Origin of the sequence: Patulibacter medicamentivorans, assembly GCF_000240225.1 — a bacterium.
GTDB classification, from domain to species: Bacteria; Actinomycetota; Thermoleophilia; order Solirubrobacterales; family Solirubrobacteraceae; genus Patulibacter; species Patulibacter medicamentivorans.
This window is the reverse complement of record NZ_AGUD01000300.1, coordinates 1-16,145: the sequence shown is the minus strand read 5'-3', so window position 1 is coordinate 16,145 and position 16,145 is coordinate 1. Positions and strand designations below refer to the sequence as shown.

The window sequence follows — 16,145 nt, the reverse complement described above, 5'->3', positions numbered from 1 at the left end:
GATCGGCTCGCGCGGGTCCTCGATCGGCCAGCGGACGAGCTCAACACTGAGCCAACCCGGGTTTCGCAGAGGCGTTGATCAGACCCTCCACCAACCCCGGGGCGGTTCAGTTCTTCGGGGACTGAAACTGATCGGGTGAGGCCGGGCCGTGGTCTGCTGCCTGTCGGGTGCGGTCGCGGGCGACCAGTCGGCCCATTCGGGTGGGAGCTGTTGGCCGCCCTGGTGGAAGTGGCTGGTGTCAACGGCGAGGAAAAGGGCGGTCGCGTCAGCGATGGTGGTGCCCTCGCTCTCCAGGCGCGCTTGGAAGAAGAGCTTGCGTCCGCGGCGCTCGGTGCACCAGCCGATCACATGGAGTGGCTGGCGCAGCAGCACGGGCGCCTTGTAGTTGATCGAGAGGTTGGCGGTGACGGCCGGGGTGCCCAGGACGACCAGGAGCAGCCCGAGGGTGTCGTCCAGGACGGTGGCGATCGCGCCGCCGTGAGCGATCCCGGGTGCGCCTTCGTGGCGACGGTCAAACGTGATGTCGCCGCGGACGCGGTCGCCGTCGACGTGCAGGCGTAGTCCCATGCCGCAGGGGTTCTGTGACCCGCAGCCCAGGCAGTTGGGGTGATGCTCGGGGATCGAGCCGTCGGGAGCGACTCTCACAGCAGCGCCTCCAGAGCCTGCAGGGCCTCGTGCTCGAGGTGGCCGATGCGCTGGACGTTGTCGCGGGCTGCGTCGAGATTGTGCGCTGCGGCGCTTGCGGCCAAGCCCTTCCATTGGTTCGATAGCGCGGTCGCGGTCTCCGCGGCCTTTGCGACTGTCGGGTCCCGCAGCGCGTCTGCTGCCTGTTGGAGGTAGTCGGCTTGCAGGGAGCGGAACATCGCCCCGCCGGTGCCGGCTTTGACGATCAGGACGGTCAGGAGGCCGAGGGCCTGCGGGAGGGTGCCTTCGAACGTCTCGGTCCAGTCGGGGAATGCATGGACGAAGTGCGACACGCCGGCAAGGCCGGAGGTGCCGCGAAGGCCGCCCACGACGTCGGGTTCCTCGCGCATGTTGGCCGACGTTGTCGCTGCTGCGGCCCGGACGGCGTCTTCGAGGTTGGGCAACGTGGAGGGCCAGTCGTACCGAAAGCGGGTGCTGCGGTTGGGGCTGGGAAACCCGTCGGAGTTCAGGGCTCGGCGCAGGCTCGGGTAGGGGCAGGGCTGCAGCTCGTCGCGGTCGTTGTCGGCGACCCACGCGATCTGCTGGTCGTCGTCGTAGGCGCAGATGACGATCGCGTGGCGGGTGTTGACCATCCGCACGCGGAGGTACTCAAGGTGTGCGATGTCGGCCCAGACCAGCGGCGGGTCACCGCGGTCGATGGCGTCCTTGATGGCCTGCCAGCCCTCGTCGGGGTCGTCGGTGCTCTGGATGTGCGCGGCGGCGCCGAGGTGGGCGGCGACGTCATATTCCATCGACCCGACCCTGCCCACGAGGTAGAACGGGACGCCGGGCAGCTGATCGGCGTAGAAGAACCCGTAGCCGCCGGAGAGCCCGAAGACCATCGGCTCGCTGAGTGGCCCGGTGCCGTAGTCCAGCCGGTGGTACTCGAGCAGGTCACGAAGCGCCCCGGACGCGCAGTGCCCGGCACGTCGGTGCGGAAACGGCCGCGGGAGCGACGGGGCGGCGGGAACGCTCACGATGCGTTCGCTCGGGTAGGGGCGATCGCGTCGCTCATGGGGCGCTCCGGGCGGGGGTCTGCAGGAGCGAGATCAGCGGCGTGTCGGGGTCCGCCAACAGCTCGCGGTCGGGCGCGAGCTCTTGGGTGATGGCGCGCTTGCTGAACATGAACTCCTTCGGTCGGTTCACGCAGTCTGCGGCGATCAGCCGGCCGTCGGCGAGGTAGAAGCAGGCGAAGCTGCGGCCGTCGGCGGGGTTCCCCCGCAGCAGGACCTCGTCATGGCCGGTGCTCAGGCCGGCGATCTGCAGCTTCAGGTCGTACTGGTCGGACCAGAACCACGGCAGGGCCGAGATCGGGTTCTCCTTGCCGCAGATCGCGCCGGCGATCGCCTTGGCGTGCTCCAGCGCGTTGGCGACGCACTCCAGGCGCATTCGCGTCGCGTACCGGACGTCGTAGTGGTTGGCGCAGTCGCCGGCGGCGAAGATGGCCGGATCGTCCGTGCGGCCGTGTTCGTCGACGAGGATGCCGTTCTCGACCGCCAGGCCGGCGTCGCGGGCGAGCTCGACGTTGGGCAGGACGCCGACCCCGACGACGACGAGGTCCGCGGGGATCTCGGTGCCGTCGGTGAGGCGGACCGCCCGGACGTGCCTGTCGCCCTCGAACCCCGCGACGCCGACGCCGGTGCGCAGGTCGACGCCCTCCTCGCGGTGCACGCGGTCATAGAACGCCGAGACCTCGGGGGCGGTGACGCGCTGCAGGACGCGGTCTGCGACCTCCAGGACCGCGACCTCGATCCCCAGCTTCCGCAGCGACGCGGCGGCCTCCAGGCCGATGTAGCCCGCGCCGACGATGACCGCCCGGCGGGCGGTCCGGAGGGTGCCGCGGATGGCCTCGATGTCGGCGGCGTCCCGCAGGGCGTGCACGCCTGCGAGCTCCGCGCCGGGGACCGCAAGCGAGCGTGGGCGCGCGCCGGTGCAGAGGACGAGCCGGTCGTAGGACAGCGCGTCGCCGTCGTCGAGGGCGACGGTGCCAGCCTTGCGGTCGATCCCGGTGACGCGGGCGTGACGGAAGGTCACGTCCTCCTTCTCGTAGAACTCCGGTCCGCGGATTAGAAGGTCCGTCAGCGTCGTCGTGCCGTGCAGGAACGTCTTCGACAGCGGCGGCCGCTGATAGGGCAGCGACGGCTCGTCGCCGAGCAGCACGATCTCGCCCTCCCAGCCGCCCTGGCGCAGGCTCACGCAGAGCTGCGCGCTCGCGTGGCCGGCGCCGACCACGATCACCCGGTCGCGTCCCATCCTGTCGTTCCTCTCCGCCTGGCCGTCGCGGGTCAGGCGCCCGAGGTCGCCTCGACGCGGACCGGCGTTTGCTCGCGTGCGGGCTTCGGGGTGAGCTGCACCTGCATGTCGCTGTAGCCCTTGACGAAGTTCGACTGCACGTAGCCGGGCTCGCCGATCACGTCGATGCGGTCAAAGCGCTCCAGCAGCTCCTCCCACAGGATCCGCAGCTGCATCTCGGCCAGCCGGTTGCCCATGCACCGGTGCACGCCGAACCCGAACGACATGTGGTTGCGCGCGTTCTTGCGGTCGATGATGAAGTCGTCGGCGTTCTCGAACTTCCGCTCGTCGCGGTTGCCCGACGCGTACCACATGAGCACCACGTCACCCTTGCGGATGAACTGCCCGCCGAAGTGCACGTCCTTCTTGGCGACCCGGCGCATGTAGGCCAGCGGCGTCTGCCAGCGGATGATCTCCGAGACCATGTTCGGGATCAGCTTCGGGTCGGCCTTGAGCTTCTCGAACTCGTCGGGGAACCGGTTGAGCGCCAGGACGCCGCCGGACATCGAGTTGCGGGTGGTGTCGTTGCCGCCGACGATCAGCAGCGTGAGGTTGCCGAGGAACTCGAACGGCTTCTTGATCAGGTCCTTGGTGTCCTCCGACGTCTGCATCAGGGTGATGAGGTCAAAGCCGTCCGGCTCGCCGGCGGCGCGACGGGCGGCCTTGTCGTGCCACAACGCCGTGAAGTTGCGCGCCAGGTCCACGGCGGCGGGGAAGAGCTCGTCCTGGTGCGTCGTGCCGCCCGTGGCGTCCGCGGACCCGCTGATCGTGTCGGACCAGTAGGTGAGCTTGTGCCGCTCCTCGAACGGGAAGTCCAGCAGCGTGGCCAGCATGCGGCCGGTGATCTCCTTCGACACGCGCTCGACCCAGTCAAACGGCCGGTCGGTCGGCAGGTTGTCGAGCACGTCCTGCACGCGCTCGCGGATCAGCGACTCCATCTCCTTGAGGTTCTTCGGCGCCACGACGCCCTGCACGGCCCGGCGCTGCACGTCGTGCTTGGGCGGGTCCATCGCGATGAACATCTCGGCGTTGAACGGCGGAGGCCCCAGGACGATGTAGGGCTCGGCCGAGAACACCTCCGCGTTGGAGTCGACGGCCTGGATGTCGGCGTAGCGCGTGACCGACCAGAACGGCCCGAACGGGCTCTTGGGCTGGTAGTGGACGGGGGCCTCCTCACGCAGCCGCGCGAAGTAGGGGTACCACTGGCCCTGACGGTTCATGAACGGGTTGCTGACGTCGATCTCCTCCAGCGGCACGTCCGCCGGATCGGGGATCGGTCGTTCCTCAAACCGCAGCGCCTTCATCATCCCGGCCAGGCGCTTGGCCTTCAGCGTAAGGGCCACGCTTTGGATCACGCGGTCGACCGGCACGGTCGCCTGCACCGTGTCGGTCACGCGGACCTTGGTCCGCTGAAAGAGGGTGCTGTTGGTCGTCATGGTCTCTCGCTTGGTGGTCGTCTGCTCGAACACGGGGTGGGCTACATCTGAAACTCGGGGAGGTGCACCGTCAGCCCGTCGAGCGCGGGGCTGGCCCGCAGCTGGCACGCCAGACGCGAGTTCGGGCCGCACTCCGGCGACATCTCCACCATCTGGCTCTCGAGGTCGGTGCGCGTTCCGGTCGTGGTGATCCAGGCGTCGTCGACGATCACGTGGCAGGTGCCGCACGACGCCTCGCCGCCGCAGTCGCCATCGATCCCCGGAACGCCGTGGTTGGTCGCCAGCTCCATCAGCGACGAGCCGTCCTCCAGCTCGACCTGGTGCGGCGTGCCGTCGTGCTCGACGAACGTGATGGTCCCCATGACTGCCCTCACTCAATTGGTTTGACGAAGCCTGCTCGGCGTCTGGGGCGCTCCGTCGCGCGACCCACCGACAGGAATGCGCCGAACGTACCACTTTTGTGCACCGTGCGGTACGTTCTCGGAAATGAATGTAGAAACCGACGGATGAGCACTCCGACGCATCTGACGCGCAAGGGCGCCCGGCGTGCCGAGGAGATCCTCGAGGCCACGGTGCGCTGCCTCGCCCGCGACGGGTATGCCGCCATCTCGTTGCAGCGCGTCGCCGAGGAGGCCGGGGTGCCCAAGCGCGCGATCCCGTACTACTTCGCCTCGCGCGACGGTCTGTTGACGCACGCGGCCGAGCACCTCATCTCCCGCCTCGTCGACCAGATCCTGCAGGCCGTTGCCGCGCTCGAGGACGCCGAGAGCATCATCGACGTCGGCTTCGAAGCGTTCTGGGCCGGGTTGACCCACGACCGGGCGCTCCTGGTCGCATGGCTGGGCCTGCAGACCGAAGCGATCACCAACCGGTCCCTCGCACCAGCAGCCGCAACGGCGACCGATCGACTACGTCGGATGTTCGACGGCCTCGTCGCCGGGCACCTCGCGCGCGGCGGCCAACTCGCGTACCCGGCGCAAACGATCCAGGTCACCACTCTCGCGTGGGTGCAGGGCCTCGCGCTGGAATGGGCCAGCAACGGCACCACCCCCGGCCTTGAGGACTCCATCGCCGTTCTCCGGACCTGGCTGAAGACCGCAGCACACCCAGACATGGTGCGGTCTGAGCCGGGCGGGGTGTAACGGACAGCAAGCTCAGACTGATCTGGCCCTCCACCGACCCCGGGGCGGTTCAGACCGCATACCATGACCCGATGGCCGTGCTCTCCAAACGCGACGACCCCGAGGCTCGCGGACGGATCGAGGCAGAGCTCATCGACGCGGTTTCAGCGCTCTTGGAAGAGGGCGCGCCATATGCGGGCGTGACGATCGGAACGATCACCGCACGTGCCGGCCAGCCGCGCACGACGTTCTACACCTACTTCCAGGACAAGCGCGACCTCTTGATCCGCGCGACCGATCCCCTCGCCGACGGCCTCTTCGCGGAAGTCACGGCGTGGCTCGAGGATCTCGGGAACCGTGAGCAGCTGCACGCGGCCCTTGCCGAGGTGTTGCGGGCCTACCGCGCGTCGAGCGCTTTGTTGCGGGCCCTGATCGAGGCCTCGACCTACGACGAGGTCATCGCGAGGTATTGGCACGACGCGGTCGGGCGCTTCATCGCCGCCGCCAGCGAGCGCCTGGCGGGTGCGGGGGCGGCCCCCGAGGAGGCACACGCCACCGCCTCGGCGCTGGTCTGGATGGTCGAGCGCGTGTATCACCAGGTCGCTGCGGAGGACGGTCGGGGCGACGAGGCCACACTCCGCGCCCTCACCGACATCTGGGCCTCGGCACTCCGCATCCCGGCCTGACCGGTTGGCCTCGGTGGCCGGGACGGTCAGGGTTCGCCGACCTGCCTCACGAGGCCGCGGCGTGGGCGGGCGTCGAAGGGGTGGCCTGCTCGACCTCTTCCTGCCAGCGCTGCCCGAAGGCGGTGATCGCCACGAGGATGACGGCGATCTGGACCCCGAGGATGACGATCGTCACGAGGCCGAGCTGGCCGGATAGCGATGCATCGGCGTAGCCCGAGGCGTCGCGCTCGTACCAGCTCGAGACCGAGCTGCCTGCGAAGATCGCGATGAATGCGGCGACTCCGGCGGCTATCGGGAGGACGCCGCGACTCCACCGCAACACCTGCACCACGAAGACGACGTGGATCGCGACGAAGACGATGTTCAGGGTCCGGGCCTCCTGCATCAGGTGCCAGCCCCGGACCGTCGTAATGGTGATCAGGACGCCCGACAGCACGAGGATGACCACGACGACCAGGCGCATGGTTCGGCTGGCGGTCTTGTCGCGGTTGGGGTACTCGACTCTGGTCTGGCGACTCATGTGTGCCTCAGGCCGGCTTGAGGGCTTGAGCCTCGACGGCACCCTCCGACGTCCAGGCATCCGGTAGCGGTTCGGGGGCGCCCGCGGCGGTCCGTCCTTCGATCTCGCGGGTGCCGAGCGGCGCACCGGCAGCGGCGTCCGCCGCGGGCTCCACGAGACTGATGGCACGCTCGGAGAGGGCGGTGATCGTCAACGACGGGTTGACGCCGACGTTCGCGGGGACCGCGGCCCCGTCGCAGACGAGCAGGTTTCGATAGCCGAACACGCGATGGTCCCGGTCGATCACGCCGCTGGCGGCGTCCCGACCGATCGGTGCTCCGCCCAGGATGTGCGCCGTCGTCGGAATGCTCAAGAGCGCCTCGGGGACCGCGGACCCCGGCGCGCCGCCGGTCTTGCGGGCCAACCACTCGGTGAACGCGTTGGCGGCCGGGATGAACGTGGGGTTCGGGTTCTCGGGGTCCTGCTGGGTCTGGAGCTTGACGCCTCCCCCGCGGCGGGGCGTGGCCACGAGCCGCATCGAGTTGTCGAGCGATTGCATGACGAGGACCACGATCGAGCGCTCCCCCCAGCCGGGCTTCAGGAGCAGCTCGGCGACCCATCCTGGATGACGGACGAGCTGGCCCAGCCACTTCAGCGGACGGGTGACCCTGGTGCCACCACCGGTGAGGACGGTGAAGAGGTTGCGGATCGCTCCGCCGCCTGCGCCGTAGGTGACCGTCTCGATGTGGGTGTGCGGGTCGGGGTAGATCGACGAGGTGATCGCCACGCGACGGGCGAGCGCTTCGACCCGTCCCTTCGGGACGGTCACGACGAGGATCGCCTCGCTGTTGGTGCGCACGAGCTCCCCGAGGCGCGGGGAGAGGTTCGGGAGGTCGCCGTTGTGCCGGCAGCGGGCGAGCAGTTCGTTGGTGCCCAGCGCGCCGCCGGAGAGCACCACGCCGGCGGCCCGGGTCACGCGGACGTCCTTCCTCCACCGTCGCCCGGTCGCCTGATGGGTGACCTCCCAACCGTCCTCGCCGCCGCCGCCGATGCCGATCGGGCGGATGGATGTGACCTCGCGTCCGGGGGCGATCGTCGCGCCGAACTTCTGGGCGAAGTGCAGGTAGTTCTTGTCCGTGCTGTTCTTCGAACCCTGCGGGCAGCCGAGCATGCACCGACCGATCCGAGAGCACCCCATGCGCTCGGGCCCCTGGCCGCCGAAGTACGGGTCCGCGGTCAGCTCGCCAGGGTTGTCGAGGTAGGTGCCGACACGCGCCTTGCGGTAGGTGTCGCCGACTCCGATCTCCTCGGCGTACTTCTTCAGCAGCTGATCGGCGGGGTCGTCCTCGGTGACGTCGGTGACACCGAGCATCCTCTGCGCGGTCTCGTAGTGGGGCGCGAGCTCGGCGGACCAGTCCGCCAGGCCCGCCCACTGCCGGTCCTCGAAGAACGCCTTCGGGGGGACGTAGAGCGTCATCGCGTAGACGAGGCTGCCGCCGCCGACGCCGGCGCCGCTCATCACGAAGACGTCCTTGAAGAAGGTGAGCCGGAAGAGTCCTCGCAGCCCGAGGCGCGGCGCGTAGAGGTATTTGCGCAGGTCCCAGGAGCTGCGCGGCATCTCCTGTTCTGTCCGGAAGTGCTCGCCGCGTTCCAGGATCTGGACGCGGTGGCCCTTCTCGGCCAGGCGCATGGCGCTCACGCTGCCGCCGAAGCCCGAGCCGATCACGACCCAATCGGTATCGAGAGGGGACGTGCGGTTCATGAGAGGGCTCCTGGTGTGCGGATCATAGGAACTGCAGGACTTGGCGGCGATGCGCGGAGCAGAGGGCCTGGCCGGGTGCCGGCCAGCGTGCACACGGCTGCCCGTTGGACTTCGTGGCCGCACAGCAGACTCGTTCTGGCTCGACGCGCACCAGCTGTCGGGCGTGCTCCGGGGAGCGGCACAAGTCGTCGGCGAGTGGACGCAGATGGGCGTCCAGGATGCGGCGAACGGCAGCTTGCTCTCGCAGGTCGAAATGCCGACGGATCTCGTCGAACAGCAACCGGTCGGCCCGGTGTGCCATGTCAGGGTCGGCGATCATCCGTGTCACCGTCGCTTCGCACGCGTGGAGCATCGTCCGACGGGTGTCGGAAGCAGCCCGGCCAGGCAGAGACCGGACGAGATCGACGTACAGCTGGCGGCTGAGGTGATACATGGAGGAGCGGCCCTTCGGTTTAATGCTCACCGCCCGGCAGTCCGGACGGTGAGAGCAAGACCACGTGACTGACGCTGCGTCAAACTTACCGTCGCGGCCCCCGCGCGGTCAACCGCGCCCGGCGGGCGCCGCACTCAGCGCTTTGCGCGGGACGCGGGCGGCGTGGCCTTCCGGAGCTGCGGGAAGGCGCTGACGCGGCCGTCGATGTCGAACGGCCCCTGCTGGACGCACGGAGGCGCCTGGTTGAAGTCGACGATCGTGGAGAGGATCCCCGCGGGATTGGAGGTCTGCTCGCAGTCGAACGACTTCTGGGTCGCCAGATCGTTGAGCGTGCCCGGCTTCGGGTAGGCGTTGTGTCGGTTGGTCGGCAGGCGCTTGGGGGCGCCTTCGAGCAGCTCGCCGTTGAGCGGGGTGATCAGGCGTAGGTAGTGTCGGGGCACGCCGTTGAGGTCGACGATCTTCGCCTGCGTCGACGCGGCGGTCGCGGCGAGGGTGACGGAGGCGTCCTGCTTGTACATCTCGAGGTAGCGGATCGCCGGCAGCAGGTTCGCGGTGACGGGCTCGGCGGCGTCCACGAACGGCCCGGCGGAATCGACGACCGAGCGCAGCGCGCGGGTGCCGGAGGGCACGCGGTCCAAGACCGGATCGACCCGTCGCAGCGTCGTCCCGAGGTCCGGGGCGAGCGCGTTGAGGTCGCGCAGCGCTGGCTGGACCAGCGGCGTGACCGGCCGAAGCGCGGCGATCGTCGGGCCGGCGTCGCCGGCGAAGCTGCGCGCGACCCGCAGCGTGGAGCGGGCCTCCCCCAGGAACGGGGGCAGCGCGCGAACGGTGTCCTGGAGCCCGTCGCTGCTGGCCCGCAGGCTGGCGAAGAGGTCGCTCCCCTCGCGGGCGAGCACCTGCACGGCCCCGGACTGCCGTCCGATGCTCTGGAACGTCAGACCCGCGTCGCGAGACCCGGTCCGGACCGCTCGGCGCTGGCGATCCAGGATCCGCAGCAGGCCGTCAGTCGATTCGATCGTGGGCTGCAGGTTCCCAAAGGCCTTGTTCAGCGCGGCTCCGCGCCCCCGGGTGGCGGAGGCGACCGCCGGGAGGACGCGCTTGAGCGCGCGGCGCGTGGTCGGGTCGAACACGTCGAACAACCGGTCGATGTCGACGGGCGGCTGGATCCGGCTTGAGGCGATCGAGCCGCCCTCGGGGATCGACGGCCCGCGCCGGGTCCCGAACGACAGCTGCACGAACGTCTCGCCGACGAGCGTCTTGGTGCGCAGCGTCGCCCGGGTGTCGCGGGGCAGCGGCGCGAACTCGGCGTTGATCTGGATCCGGGTCAGGGCGTTGCCGCCCTTGCGCTCGATCTTGATCACCTTGCCGACCGAGACGCCGCTGATCCGGACGTCGGAATAGGTCGCCAGCTGCGAGCCGCTGGAGAACGACGCCTGGACCTCGTACTTCTTCGCCTTCAGCGGGACGGGTCCGCCGAACGCGGTCCAGAGGAAGAGCAGGAGCCCGAAGCACGAGAGTGCGAAGAGGACCATGACCACGATCTGCGCGGGTCGCGCGCCCTGCTTGTTCATTTGCACACCCGGATGGTGTTGAGAAGATCGACGACCGGACGGAGGACGTCCAGGCCCGTCAGTGACGTACAGCTCAGGATCAACTGGCCACGCCATGCGACGCCGTGGGCGTCCTCGTTGGCCAGCACCGAGTTGGCGTTGTGCCAGAACCACGAGAACCAGAACAGGTTGCCCTGCTCGTCGCCCGGAGGTTCGTATCCGAGGACGTTGGTCGTCCACTGCAGCGACTTCGAGAGCCGCGAGACGTTGCTCAGCTGCGGTCGCAGCGTGCTCAGCGTGGTGCGGAGATCCTCAGTGGACTTCCGGGTCACCTTGCCGAGACGGGCTACCGGCTCGATCCCGGCGGGGACCGCGCGCAGCAGCGGATCGAGGTCCGGCAGGGCAGCGCGGACGTCCCTGACCGCCGGCCGCAACGCGACCGCGGCCGGCCTGAGCTCCTTCGAGAGCGACGCGGTCGCGGTGAGCGTGCTGTCGACCTGCGCGAGCGTGCCGGGGAGCTGCTGGAGGGAGCTGCGCACCTCGGCATCGCGGCCCCCGACGGTCTTGAGGGTGTCCGCTGCGCGGCGGACCGTCGCGGCCACCGACGCGTTGTGGTCCTGCAGGCGCTCGGCGACGCTGCCGAGGCTGGAGACCACGCGCCTGACGGACCGTCGGCGGTCGGCCAGCACCTGCAGGACGCGGTCGGCCTGCTTCGCGGTCGGGGTGCCCAGACGCAGGACCCGACGCGTCTGGGCGGTGTTGTCCGACAGCCCGCGGTCGGTGGCGGACAGGAACTGCTGCAGGTAGGCGCGGCTGTCGCTGTCCAGCGACGCCAGGACCTCGTCGAACTGGACCTGCCTGGTCGTTCGGGTGGCGTTCAGCGTGCCACCGTCGGGGACGACGGGGGAGGACGTGCGGCCGGGATCCAGCTCGATGGTCATGTCCTGCAGGCCGGTCCGCGGTCGCAGGGCCAGGGTGGCGTCGCGGTGGACCCGGGCGAGCTTCTCCTTCTTGATGCTCAGCGAGACCACGGCACGACCGTCGCGGAGCTTCACCGTGGAGATCTCGCCGACCTGGACGCCCGCGACGGTGACCTGCTGACCCTGACCGGGCGTCACCGCCTGGGCGGAGGAGAACTCCGCCTTCACGGTGTAGGTGTCCACCCAGGGCAGCGGGAACCGCTGGTTGACCAGCAGCACGCCCGCCACGGCGATCGCGAGGATCATCGCGCCGATGATCACGGCCACCGCCCACCAGTACTGGCGGAGCGCCATCGTGACGACCTTCATCGCTTCGCCTTCTTCTCGGGGGTGCCCAGGAGGGAGGTCAGTCGGGACCTCGTCCCGGCCGGGACGTCCGGATCCTCGCCGACCAGCCCGCCGAGGAGGCTCGACGCCGCCTGGGTCAGGGCAGAGGGGGCCACGTCGGCGCGGCGCTGCTTCATGGTGTTGGGCCGCACGCGGGCCTCCAGCGACGGAACGCCCTGCGTGTCGCACCGGACGTCGGGTCGGAGGGGCGGGGTCCTTCGCGGACTGGCGGGGACCGAGCCCAGGAACGGGCGCTGCGCAAGGCTGGCGGTCTCGCGCGATCCCGACCCGATCGACAGCAACTGGTTGCCCAGGCCGACGCTGTAGCGGATCCAGTTGCCGTTGCCGTCGAAGTTGGAGACGCTGTTGTTGAGGCCGACGATCGCGGAGAGCAGCTCGCGGTAGACCGGCTGGCCGGTCGTGAACCCGCCGTCGATGATCTTGTTGCGCAGGGTCGGCAGGATCACCCGGTCGAGGCAGCGGGCGACGGGCACGGCGTCGTCCAGGGCGGCGGCGAGCGGCTCGGTGGTGCGATTCAGGGTCGCGAGCGTCGGTCGCAGGTCGGCGAGCAGCCGCTGGATGCCGTCGGATCGCACGATGGAGACGCTCGAACGGAGCGCCGGGTTCGCGACGTCGAGCGTCTCCGGGAGGCGACGGATCAGCGGCCGTGCGTCGTTGATCAGCGCGCGGGTCTCGGGCACGGCCCGAGAGATCGTCGCGAGCGAGCCTCCGGCGGTCCGGACGGTGCCGTCCAGCGAGCGGATGGTGTCCCGGAGGTTCTCCGATTCGGCGGCGAACGCGGTGAACGTCCGGCGACCGTCCGACAGGACGCTTCGCAGGGCCGACTCGTCGGAATCCAGGGTCGCGAACAGCCCGCCGGCCTCGCGGACGACGCGGGCCAGGTCGCCGTCGCGCTGCCCGCGAGCCGCCTTGGTTACGGTGGCGGTCGTGCGCAGGGCGGGCGGGAGCGCCTTGACGAGTTCCTGGAACGCCGTCGCACCGCTGTCCTTGCCGACGGTGTCGCCGAGCGCGGTCGTCGCCCCGGTGAAGTTCCGGCGGGTCGCCGCGTCGAGGGTTCCGAGCACCTCGTCGAACGCCACGTAGCTGGTGACCGCCGAGGGCGGCAGCGGGCGATCGCCGAGCGGCGGGGCACCCGGGGTGCCCGGGTTGACGTCGAGGAAGAAGTTGCCCTCGAGGAACAGCCGCGGCCGGATCTTGACCGTGGCGTCGCGGCGGATCGTCGGGGTGTCGTCGTCGATCTTCGCCGTGATGACGGCGAAGCCCGGCCTGTCCTTGAGCGGCTTGAGCGACGTGATGTTGCCGACGTTGACGCCCGCGATGCGCACCTGCGCGGCGGTTCCGGGCCGGACCGCCCCGCCGTACTGGGAGACGAGGCGCAGCTCGCGGGTGCTGCTGCCCGGGATCGCGAAGCCGAAGATCAGATAGCAGAGGATGAAGACGACGCCGAGGGTGGCCGCCCCCCAGAGCATGAGGTTGGCGCGGGTGGTCTCAGCGGGGCGCCGGCGCGAGCGCCGGCGAAATGGCGAGCGGATCATCGGGGCCCCTCGGGCTCGTTGGCGGGCCGCGGCGTCCGCGGGTTCGTCGGGGCGTCCACGTTCGGGCGACCGACGCGGCTGGCCGGCGGGAACGGTTCGTTGCCGACCTCGCAGTGGCCCTGCTCGGCGGTGTTGTAGACGTTGAAGTTGGAGTCCGGGGACGGCGACCCGGCCCGCAGGAATTGCGGCAGCGCGACGTCGAGCATGACGTGGAACCAATTGCCGAACTTGTCGCCCTCGCTGATCACGCTGGAGACGTTGCGGGCGAACAGTCCGGCGTAGTTGCACCGGGTCTGGGCGGGCACGACGGTGCGGAGCGTCGGGAGCAGCGACTCTGCGGTCGGCTTGAGCAGGTTCAGTGTGTCGGGCAGGCTCTGGTTGCGGACCAGGCGGTCGAGCGCCCCGAACGTGGTACGCAGCTGCGTGCCGAGGACGGGAGCGCGGCGGAGCACCGGCACACCGACGTCGATGGCGTCGTTGAGGGCCCTCGCCGTCCGGGGGATGTCCCGTGCCCCGGGCCGCAGCCCGCGGGCGAGGGCGGCCGCGTCCCGCAGGACGGGTCGCAGCGCGACGGAGGACGCGCGCACCTCGGTCAACGTCCCGGGTGCCGCGGCGATCGACTGCGCCAGCTGGGGACGGACCGCCGCCAGCGCGTCGAGTGTCCGGTCGGCGTTGGTCACGAGGGTCCCCACCTGCGGGGTGACCGGCCGGACGGCCTGCAGCGTGGAGTCCAGTCCGCGGATGAAGCCCCCGAGATCGGTGCGCGGGTCGGCGAGGTTCGAGAACACCGAGTCCGCGCCGCGCAGCGTGCCGGGCAGCGCCTGGAGGGTCGCGTTGAGGTCGTCCCCTCGCCCGGCGAAGCCGTTGGAGAGCTCTGCGGTGGCGTCGCGGACGCTGTCACGGACCCCCCTGTCGAACAACGCGGTGACCTCGTCGAAGTCCACCGACGCGCTCGTGCTCGACTCGCGGATGGTGCCCCCGGCGGCGAGCTTCCGCGCCGAGCGTCCCGGCGTCAGCTCCACGAACTTCGCGCCGATCGCACTGCGGGGACGGATCCGCGCGGTGGTGTCGGCCGACAGCTCGGCGATGTTCGAGTCGAGCTTGAGGGCGAGGCGGGCGAAGGTGTGGCCGTCGCGGGCTTTGACCGCCTCGATGCCGTTGACCTGACCGACCCGTTTGCCGCCGATGCGCACATCCACGCCAGTGGTCAGCTTCTTCGCGTTCTTGACGTTCATCTCGAGGTCGTAGGTCTTGATGAACGGCAGGCCCTTGTTCGCGTTGTACGAGAGCACGACCGCGACGACGCCGATGAGCACGGCGGCCGCGCCGAGCAGGACGGGGCTGGCGGCGATGGAGGAGCGGCGGCGGTTCATCGTCCGGCCTTCCGCTCGGCAACACGCGCTTTCGGGGCGGCGGGGCGGCCGAGCATCCTGGAGAGCTCGCTATTGACCTTCGCGCGCGTTTCGGCATTGGGCTGCTGGGAGGTGATGTCCTTGCCCGTCCCGTCGTCGGCGAACCGCGCCGAGCATCCGCTCTGCACGGCGATGGCAGGAAACATGCAGGGTCCGAGATTCAAATGCGCGGGCAGGATGTGCGAGATGTCGTCGAAGCGGGACGTGGCCAGCGCGGCGTTGTAGAAGAAGCCGCTGAGGAAGTTCTCCGGGAACGCGTTGTCGACGAGGCTCGTGCCGAGGTCGGCGGCCAGGGGCACGTTGGGGACCAGCGCGGCGGTCGTCCGGCGCAGTCGCGCCATCTGCGGCGCGGTCCGCTTGACGACCGGGATGCCGGTCCGAGCCGCGGAGGCGAGCGTACGAAGCGTGGGACGAGCGCTGTCCGACAACGGCTCGACGTTGCCCGCCAGGGTGCGCAGCGACGGTGCGGCCACCCGCAGCGCCCGGACCGTCGGAGTGCCGTCGCGGCTCAGCGACCGCAGCTCCGTGAGCGCGGGACGCAGCGCGGCGAGCGACGACGGGAGCGTCGCCAGGGCGCGATCCAGCGCGACACGCTCCTCCGAGGTCGCCTTGAGGACCTCGGCCCCGGAGTCGAACACGCCGGCCAGATCGTCCTTGCGCCGGTCGAGCTCGGCACCGACCGTGTCGGCCGCGTCGATGACCCGGCCGAGGGCGGCCCGGTCGTCCGAGACGACGTCGAGGGTGTCGCGGATCGCTCGCAGCGCCGGGTTCGCCCGCCGGATCGCGGCGGAGATGTCGGCCCCGCGCGAGGCCGTGGTGATCCCGAGCTCGTTGAACAGGAGCTGCAGGCGCACGTTCGTGGGTTCGCCGAGCATCGCGACGACCAAGTCGAGGTCGACGGGGCTGTTGTTGTTCTTCAGCGGGACCGTCGGGACCTCGTCGTCCTTCGCGGCGAGGACCGGAGCGCCGTTGGTGCCGCCGTCGCACTCGACGAACTTCTCGCCGATCAGCGACTGCGGCAGGATCGAGCACGACGCGTCCGCACGGAACGGCGCGAACGCGGAGTCGACCGACATCTTGACCCGGGCGCGGCGGTCGTCGGTCAGCTCGACCCCCTCGACGGTCCCGACGCGGGCGCCGGCGATCCGGACCTCCTGCCCGTTGTTGACGAACGAGGCGTTGTCGAAGAGCGCGTCGACGCGCGTCTGGCCGGTCGCGCCCTCGGAGCCACCGCCACCGCAGCCGACCATGGTGGCGGTGAGCGCGGTCGCGGCGACCGTGGGGGCGATCCGCGAGAGACCCTTCATCGACGTGCTCCCGGTGCGGTGTGGTTGGGGTCGCAGGTCCCCGCGAATCCGGCCGGCCACGGCGCGGACCCGTCCTTGGCGATGCCACCGGACCCACCCG

The 16,145-nt window shown here is 70.2% G+C and carries 15 protein-coding genes; 2 read left to right on the top strand and 13 right to left on the bottom strand.

Annotation, left to right across the window (positions count from 1 at the left end; translation table 11 throughout):
- Positions 1-78 precede the first annotated feature (78 nt).
- The 5 genes from PAI11_RS21360 to PAI11_RS21340 all read right to left on the bottom strand — a co-directional run bounded on the left by PAI11_RS21360 (position 79) and on the right by PAI11_RS21340 (position 4,774).
- Complete coding sequence (locus tag PAI11_RS21360; RefSeq protein WP_081488579.1) at positions 79-567, bottom strand: PaaI family thioesterase; 489 nt, start codon at positions 565-567, stop codon at positions 79-81.
- A 74-nt stretch (positions 568-641) separates the two neighbouring features.
- Complete coding sequence (locus PAI11_RS21355) at positions 642-1,661, bottom strand: BtrH N-terminal domain-containing protein (RefSeq protein ID WP_040601303.1); 1,020 nt, start codon at positions 1,659-1,661, stop codon at positions 642-644.
- A 34-nt stretch (positions 1,662-1,695) separates the two neighbouring features.
- Positions 1,696-2,937: an NAD(P)/FAD-dependent oxidoreductase gene (locus tag PAI11_RS21350; protein WP_007578591.1), complete on the bottom strand. Its 1,242-nt coding sequence runs from the start codon at positions 2,935-2,937 to the stop codon at positions 1,696-1,698.
- Between the two features lie 32 nt (positions 2,938-2,969).
- Complete coding sequence (locus PAI11_RS21345) at positions 2,970-4,412, bottom strand: cytochrome P450 (protein ID WP_050897351.1); 1,443 nt, start codon at positions 4,410-4,412, stop codon at positions 2,970-2,972.
- A gap of 41 nt (positions 4,413-4,453) precedes the next feature.
- Positions 4,454-4,774 (bottom strand): 2Fe-2S iron-sulfur cluster-binding protein, encoded by a 321-nt coding sequence (locus PAI11_RS21340; protein ID WP_007578589.1) that lies wholly within the window; start codon positions 4,772-4,774, stop codon positions 4,454-4,456.
- A 144-nt stretch (positions 4,775-4,918) separates the two neighbouring features.
- Between PAI11_RS21340 and PAI11_RS24985 the strand changes: the two genes are divergently transcribed.
- Both PAI11_RS24985 and PAI11_RS21330 read left to right on the top strand, forming a co-directional pair.
- Positions 4,919-5,554, top strand: a complete 636-nt coding sequence (locus PAI11_RS24985; protein WP_050897350.1) for a TetR/AcrR family transcriptional regulator — start codon at positions 4,919-4,921, stop codon at positions 5,552-5,554.
- 71 nt (positions 5,555-5,625) lie between these two features.
- Complete coding sequence (locus PAI11_RS21330; RefSeq protein WP_040601299.1) at positions 5,626-6,219, top strand: TetR/AcrR family transcriptional regulator; 594 nt, start codon at positions 5,626-5,628, stop codon at positions 6,217-6,219.
- A 46-nt stretch (positions 6,220-6,265) separates the two neighbouring features.
- Here PAI11_RS21330 and PAI11_RS21325 read toward each other — a convergent pair whose 3' ends face one another.
- The 8 genes from PAI11_RS21325 to PAI11_RS21290 all read right to left on the bottom strand — a co-directional run bounded on the left by PAI11_RS21325 (position 6,266) and on the right by PAI11_RS21290 (position 16,045).
- A complete protein-coding gene (locus PAI11_RS21325; protein ID WP_007578584.1) occupies positions 6,266-6,682 on the bottom strand; it encodes a hypothetical protein in 417 nt (138 codons plus the stop codon).
- Between the two features lie 64 nt (positions 6,683-6,746).
- Complete coding sequence (locus PAI11_RS21320) at positions 6,747-8,480, bottom strand: FAD-dependent oxidoreductase (RefSeq protein WP_007578580.1); 1,734 nt, start codon at positions 8,478-8,480, stop codon at positions 6,747-6,749.
- A gap of 22 nt (positions 8,481-8,502) precedes the next feature.
- Complete coding sequence (locus tag PAI11_RS27600; RefSeq protein ID WP_170320770.1) at positions 8,503-8,799, bottom strand: hypothetical protein; 297 nt, start codon at positions 8,797-8,799, stop codon at positions 8,503-8,505.
- 248 nt (positions 8,800-9,047) lie between these two features.
- Entirely contained in the window at positions 9,048-10,484 is a 1,437-nt protein-coding gene (locus PAI11_RS21310; protein WP_007578579.1) for an MlaD family protein, read from the bottom strand.
- Positions 10,481-11,752 carry an MlaD family protein gene (locus PAI11_RS21305; RefSeq protein ID WP_007578578.1) on the bottom strand — a complete coding sequence of 424 codons (1,272 nt, stop codon included), beginning with the start codon at positions 11,750-11,752 and terminating at the stop codon, positions 10,481-10,483. Before PAI11_RS21305 ends, PAI11_RS21310 begins: the two co-directional genes overlap by 4 nt.
- Entirely contained in the window at positions 11,749-13,260 is a 1,512-nt protein-coding gene (locus PAI11_RS21300) for an MlaD family protein (RefSeq protein WP_007578577.1), read from the bottom strand. The genes PAI11_RS21305 and PAI11_RS21300 overlap by 4 nt, the downstream gene beginning before the upstream one ends.
- 62 nt (positions 13,261-13,322) lie before the next feature.
- The gene (locus tag PAI11_RS21295; RefSeq protein ID WP_007578576.1) at positions 13,323-14,699 is read right to left on the bottom strand and encodes an MlaD family protein; all 1,377 of its coding nucleotides are present in this window, start codon (positions 14,697-14,699) and stop codon (positions 13,323-13,325) included.
- The gene (locus tag PAI11_RS21290; protein WP_007578575.1) at positions 14,696-16,045 is read right to left on the bottom strand and encodes an MlaD family protein; all 1,350 of its coding nucleotides are present in this window, start codon (positions 16,043-16,045) and stop codon (positions 14,696-14,698) included. The genes PAI11_RS21295 and PAI11_RS21290 overlap by 4 nt, the downstream gene beginning before the upstream one ends.
- Between the last annotated feature and the right edge of the window lie 100 nt (positions 16,046-16,145).

Coding starts and splice junctions, on each gene's coding strand:
- PAI11_RS21295 (WP_007578576.1), bottom strand. CDS start 14,699: ATGAACCGCCGCCGCTCCTCCATCGCCGCCAGCCCCGTCCTGCTCGGC.
- PAI11_RS21325 (WP_007578584.1), bottom strand. CDS start 6,682: ATGCGCCTGGTCGTCGTGGTCATCCTCGTGCTGTCGGGCGTCCTGATC.
- PAI11_RS21310 (WP_007578579.1), bottom strand. CDS start 10,484: ATGAACAAGCAGGGCGCGCGACCCGCGCAGATCGTGGTCATGGTCCTC.
- PAI11_RS21340 (WP_007578589.1), bottom strand. CDS start 4,774: ATGGGGACCATCACGTTCGTCGAGCACGACGGCACGCCGCACCAGGTC.
- PAI11_RS21360 (WP_081488579.1), bottom strand. CDS start 567: ATGGGACTACGCCTGCACGTCGACGGCGACCGCGTCCGCGGCGACATC.
- PAI11_RS21305 (WP_007578578.1), bottom strand. CDS start 11,752: ATGAAGGTCGTCACGATGGCGCTCCGCCAGTACTGGTGGGCGGTGGCC.
- PAI11_RS21350 (WP_007578591.1), bottom strand. CDS start 2,937: ATGGGACGCGACCGGGTGATCGTGGTCGGCGCCGGCCACGCGAGCGCG.
- PAI11_RS21290 (WP_007578575.1), bottom strand. CDS start 16,045: ATGAAGGGTCTCTCGCGGATCGCCCCCACGGTCGCCGCGACCGCGCTC.
- PAI11_RS21320 (WP_007578580.1), bottom strand. CDS start 8,480: ATGAACCGCACGTCCCCTCTCGATACCGATTGGGTCGTGATCGGCTCG.
- PAI11_RS21330 (WP_040601299.1), top strand. CDS start 5,626: ATGGCCGTGCTCTCCAAACGCGACGACCCCGAGGCTCGCGGACGGATC.
- PAI11_RS21345 (WP_050897351.1), bottom strand. CDS start 4,412: ATGACGACCAACAGCACCCTCTTTCAGCGGACCAAGGTCCGCGTGACC.
- PAI11_RS24985 (WP_050897350.1), top strand. CDS start 4,919: ATGAGCACTCCGACGCATCTGACGCGCAAGGGCGCCCGGCGTGCCGAG.
- PAI11_RS21300 (WP_007578577.1), bottom strand. CDS start 13,260: ATGCTCTGGGGGGCGGCCACCCTCGGCGTCGTCTTCATCCTCTGCTAT.
- PAI11_RS27600 (WP_170320770.1), bottom strand. CDS start 8,799: ATGATCGCCGACCCTGACATGGCACACCGGGCCGACCGGTTGCTGTTC.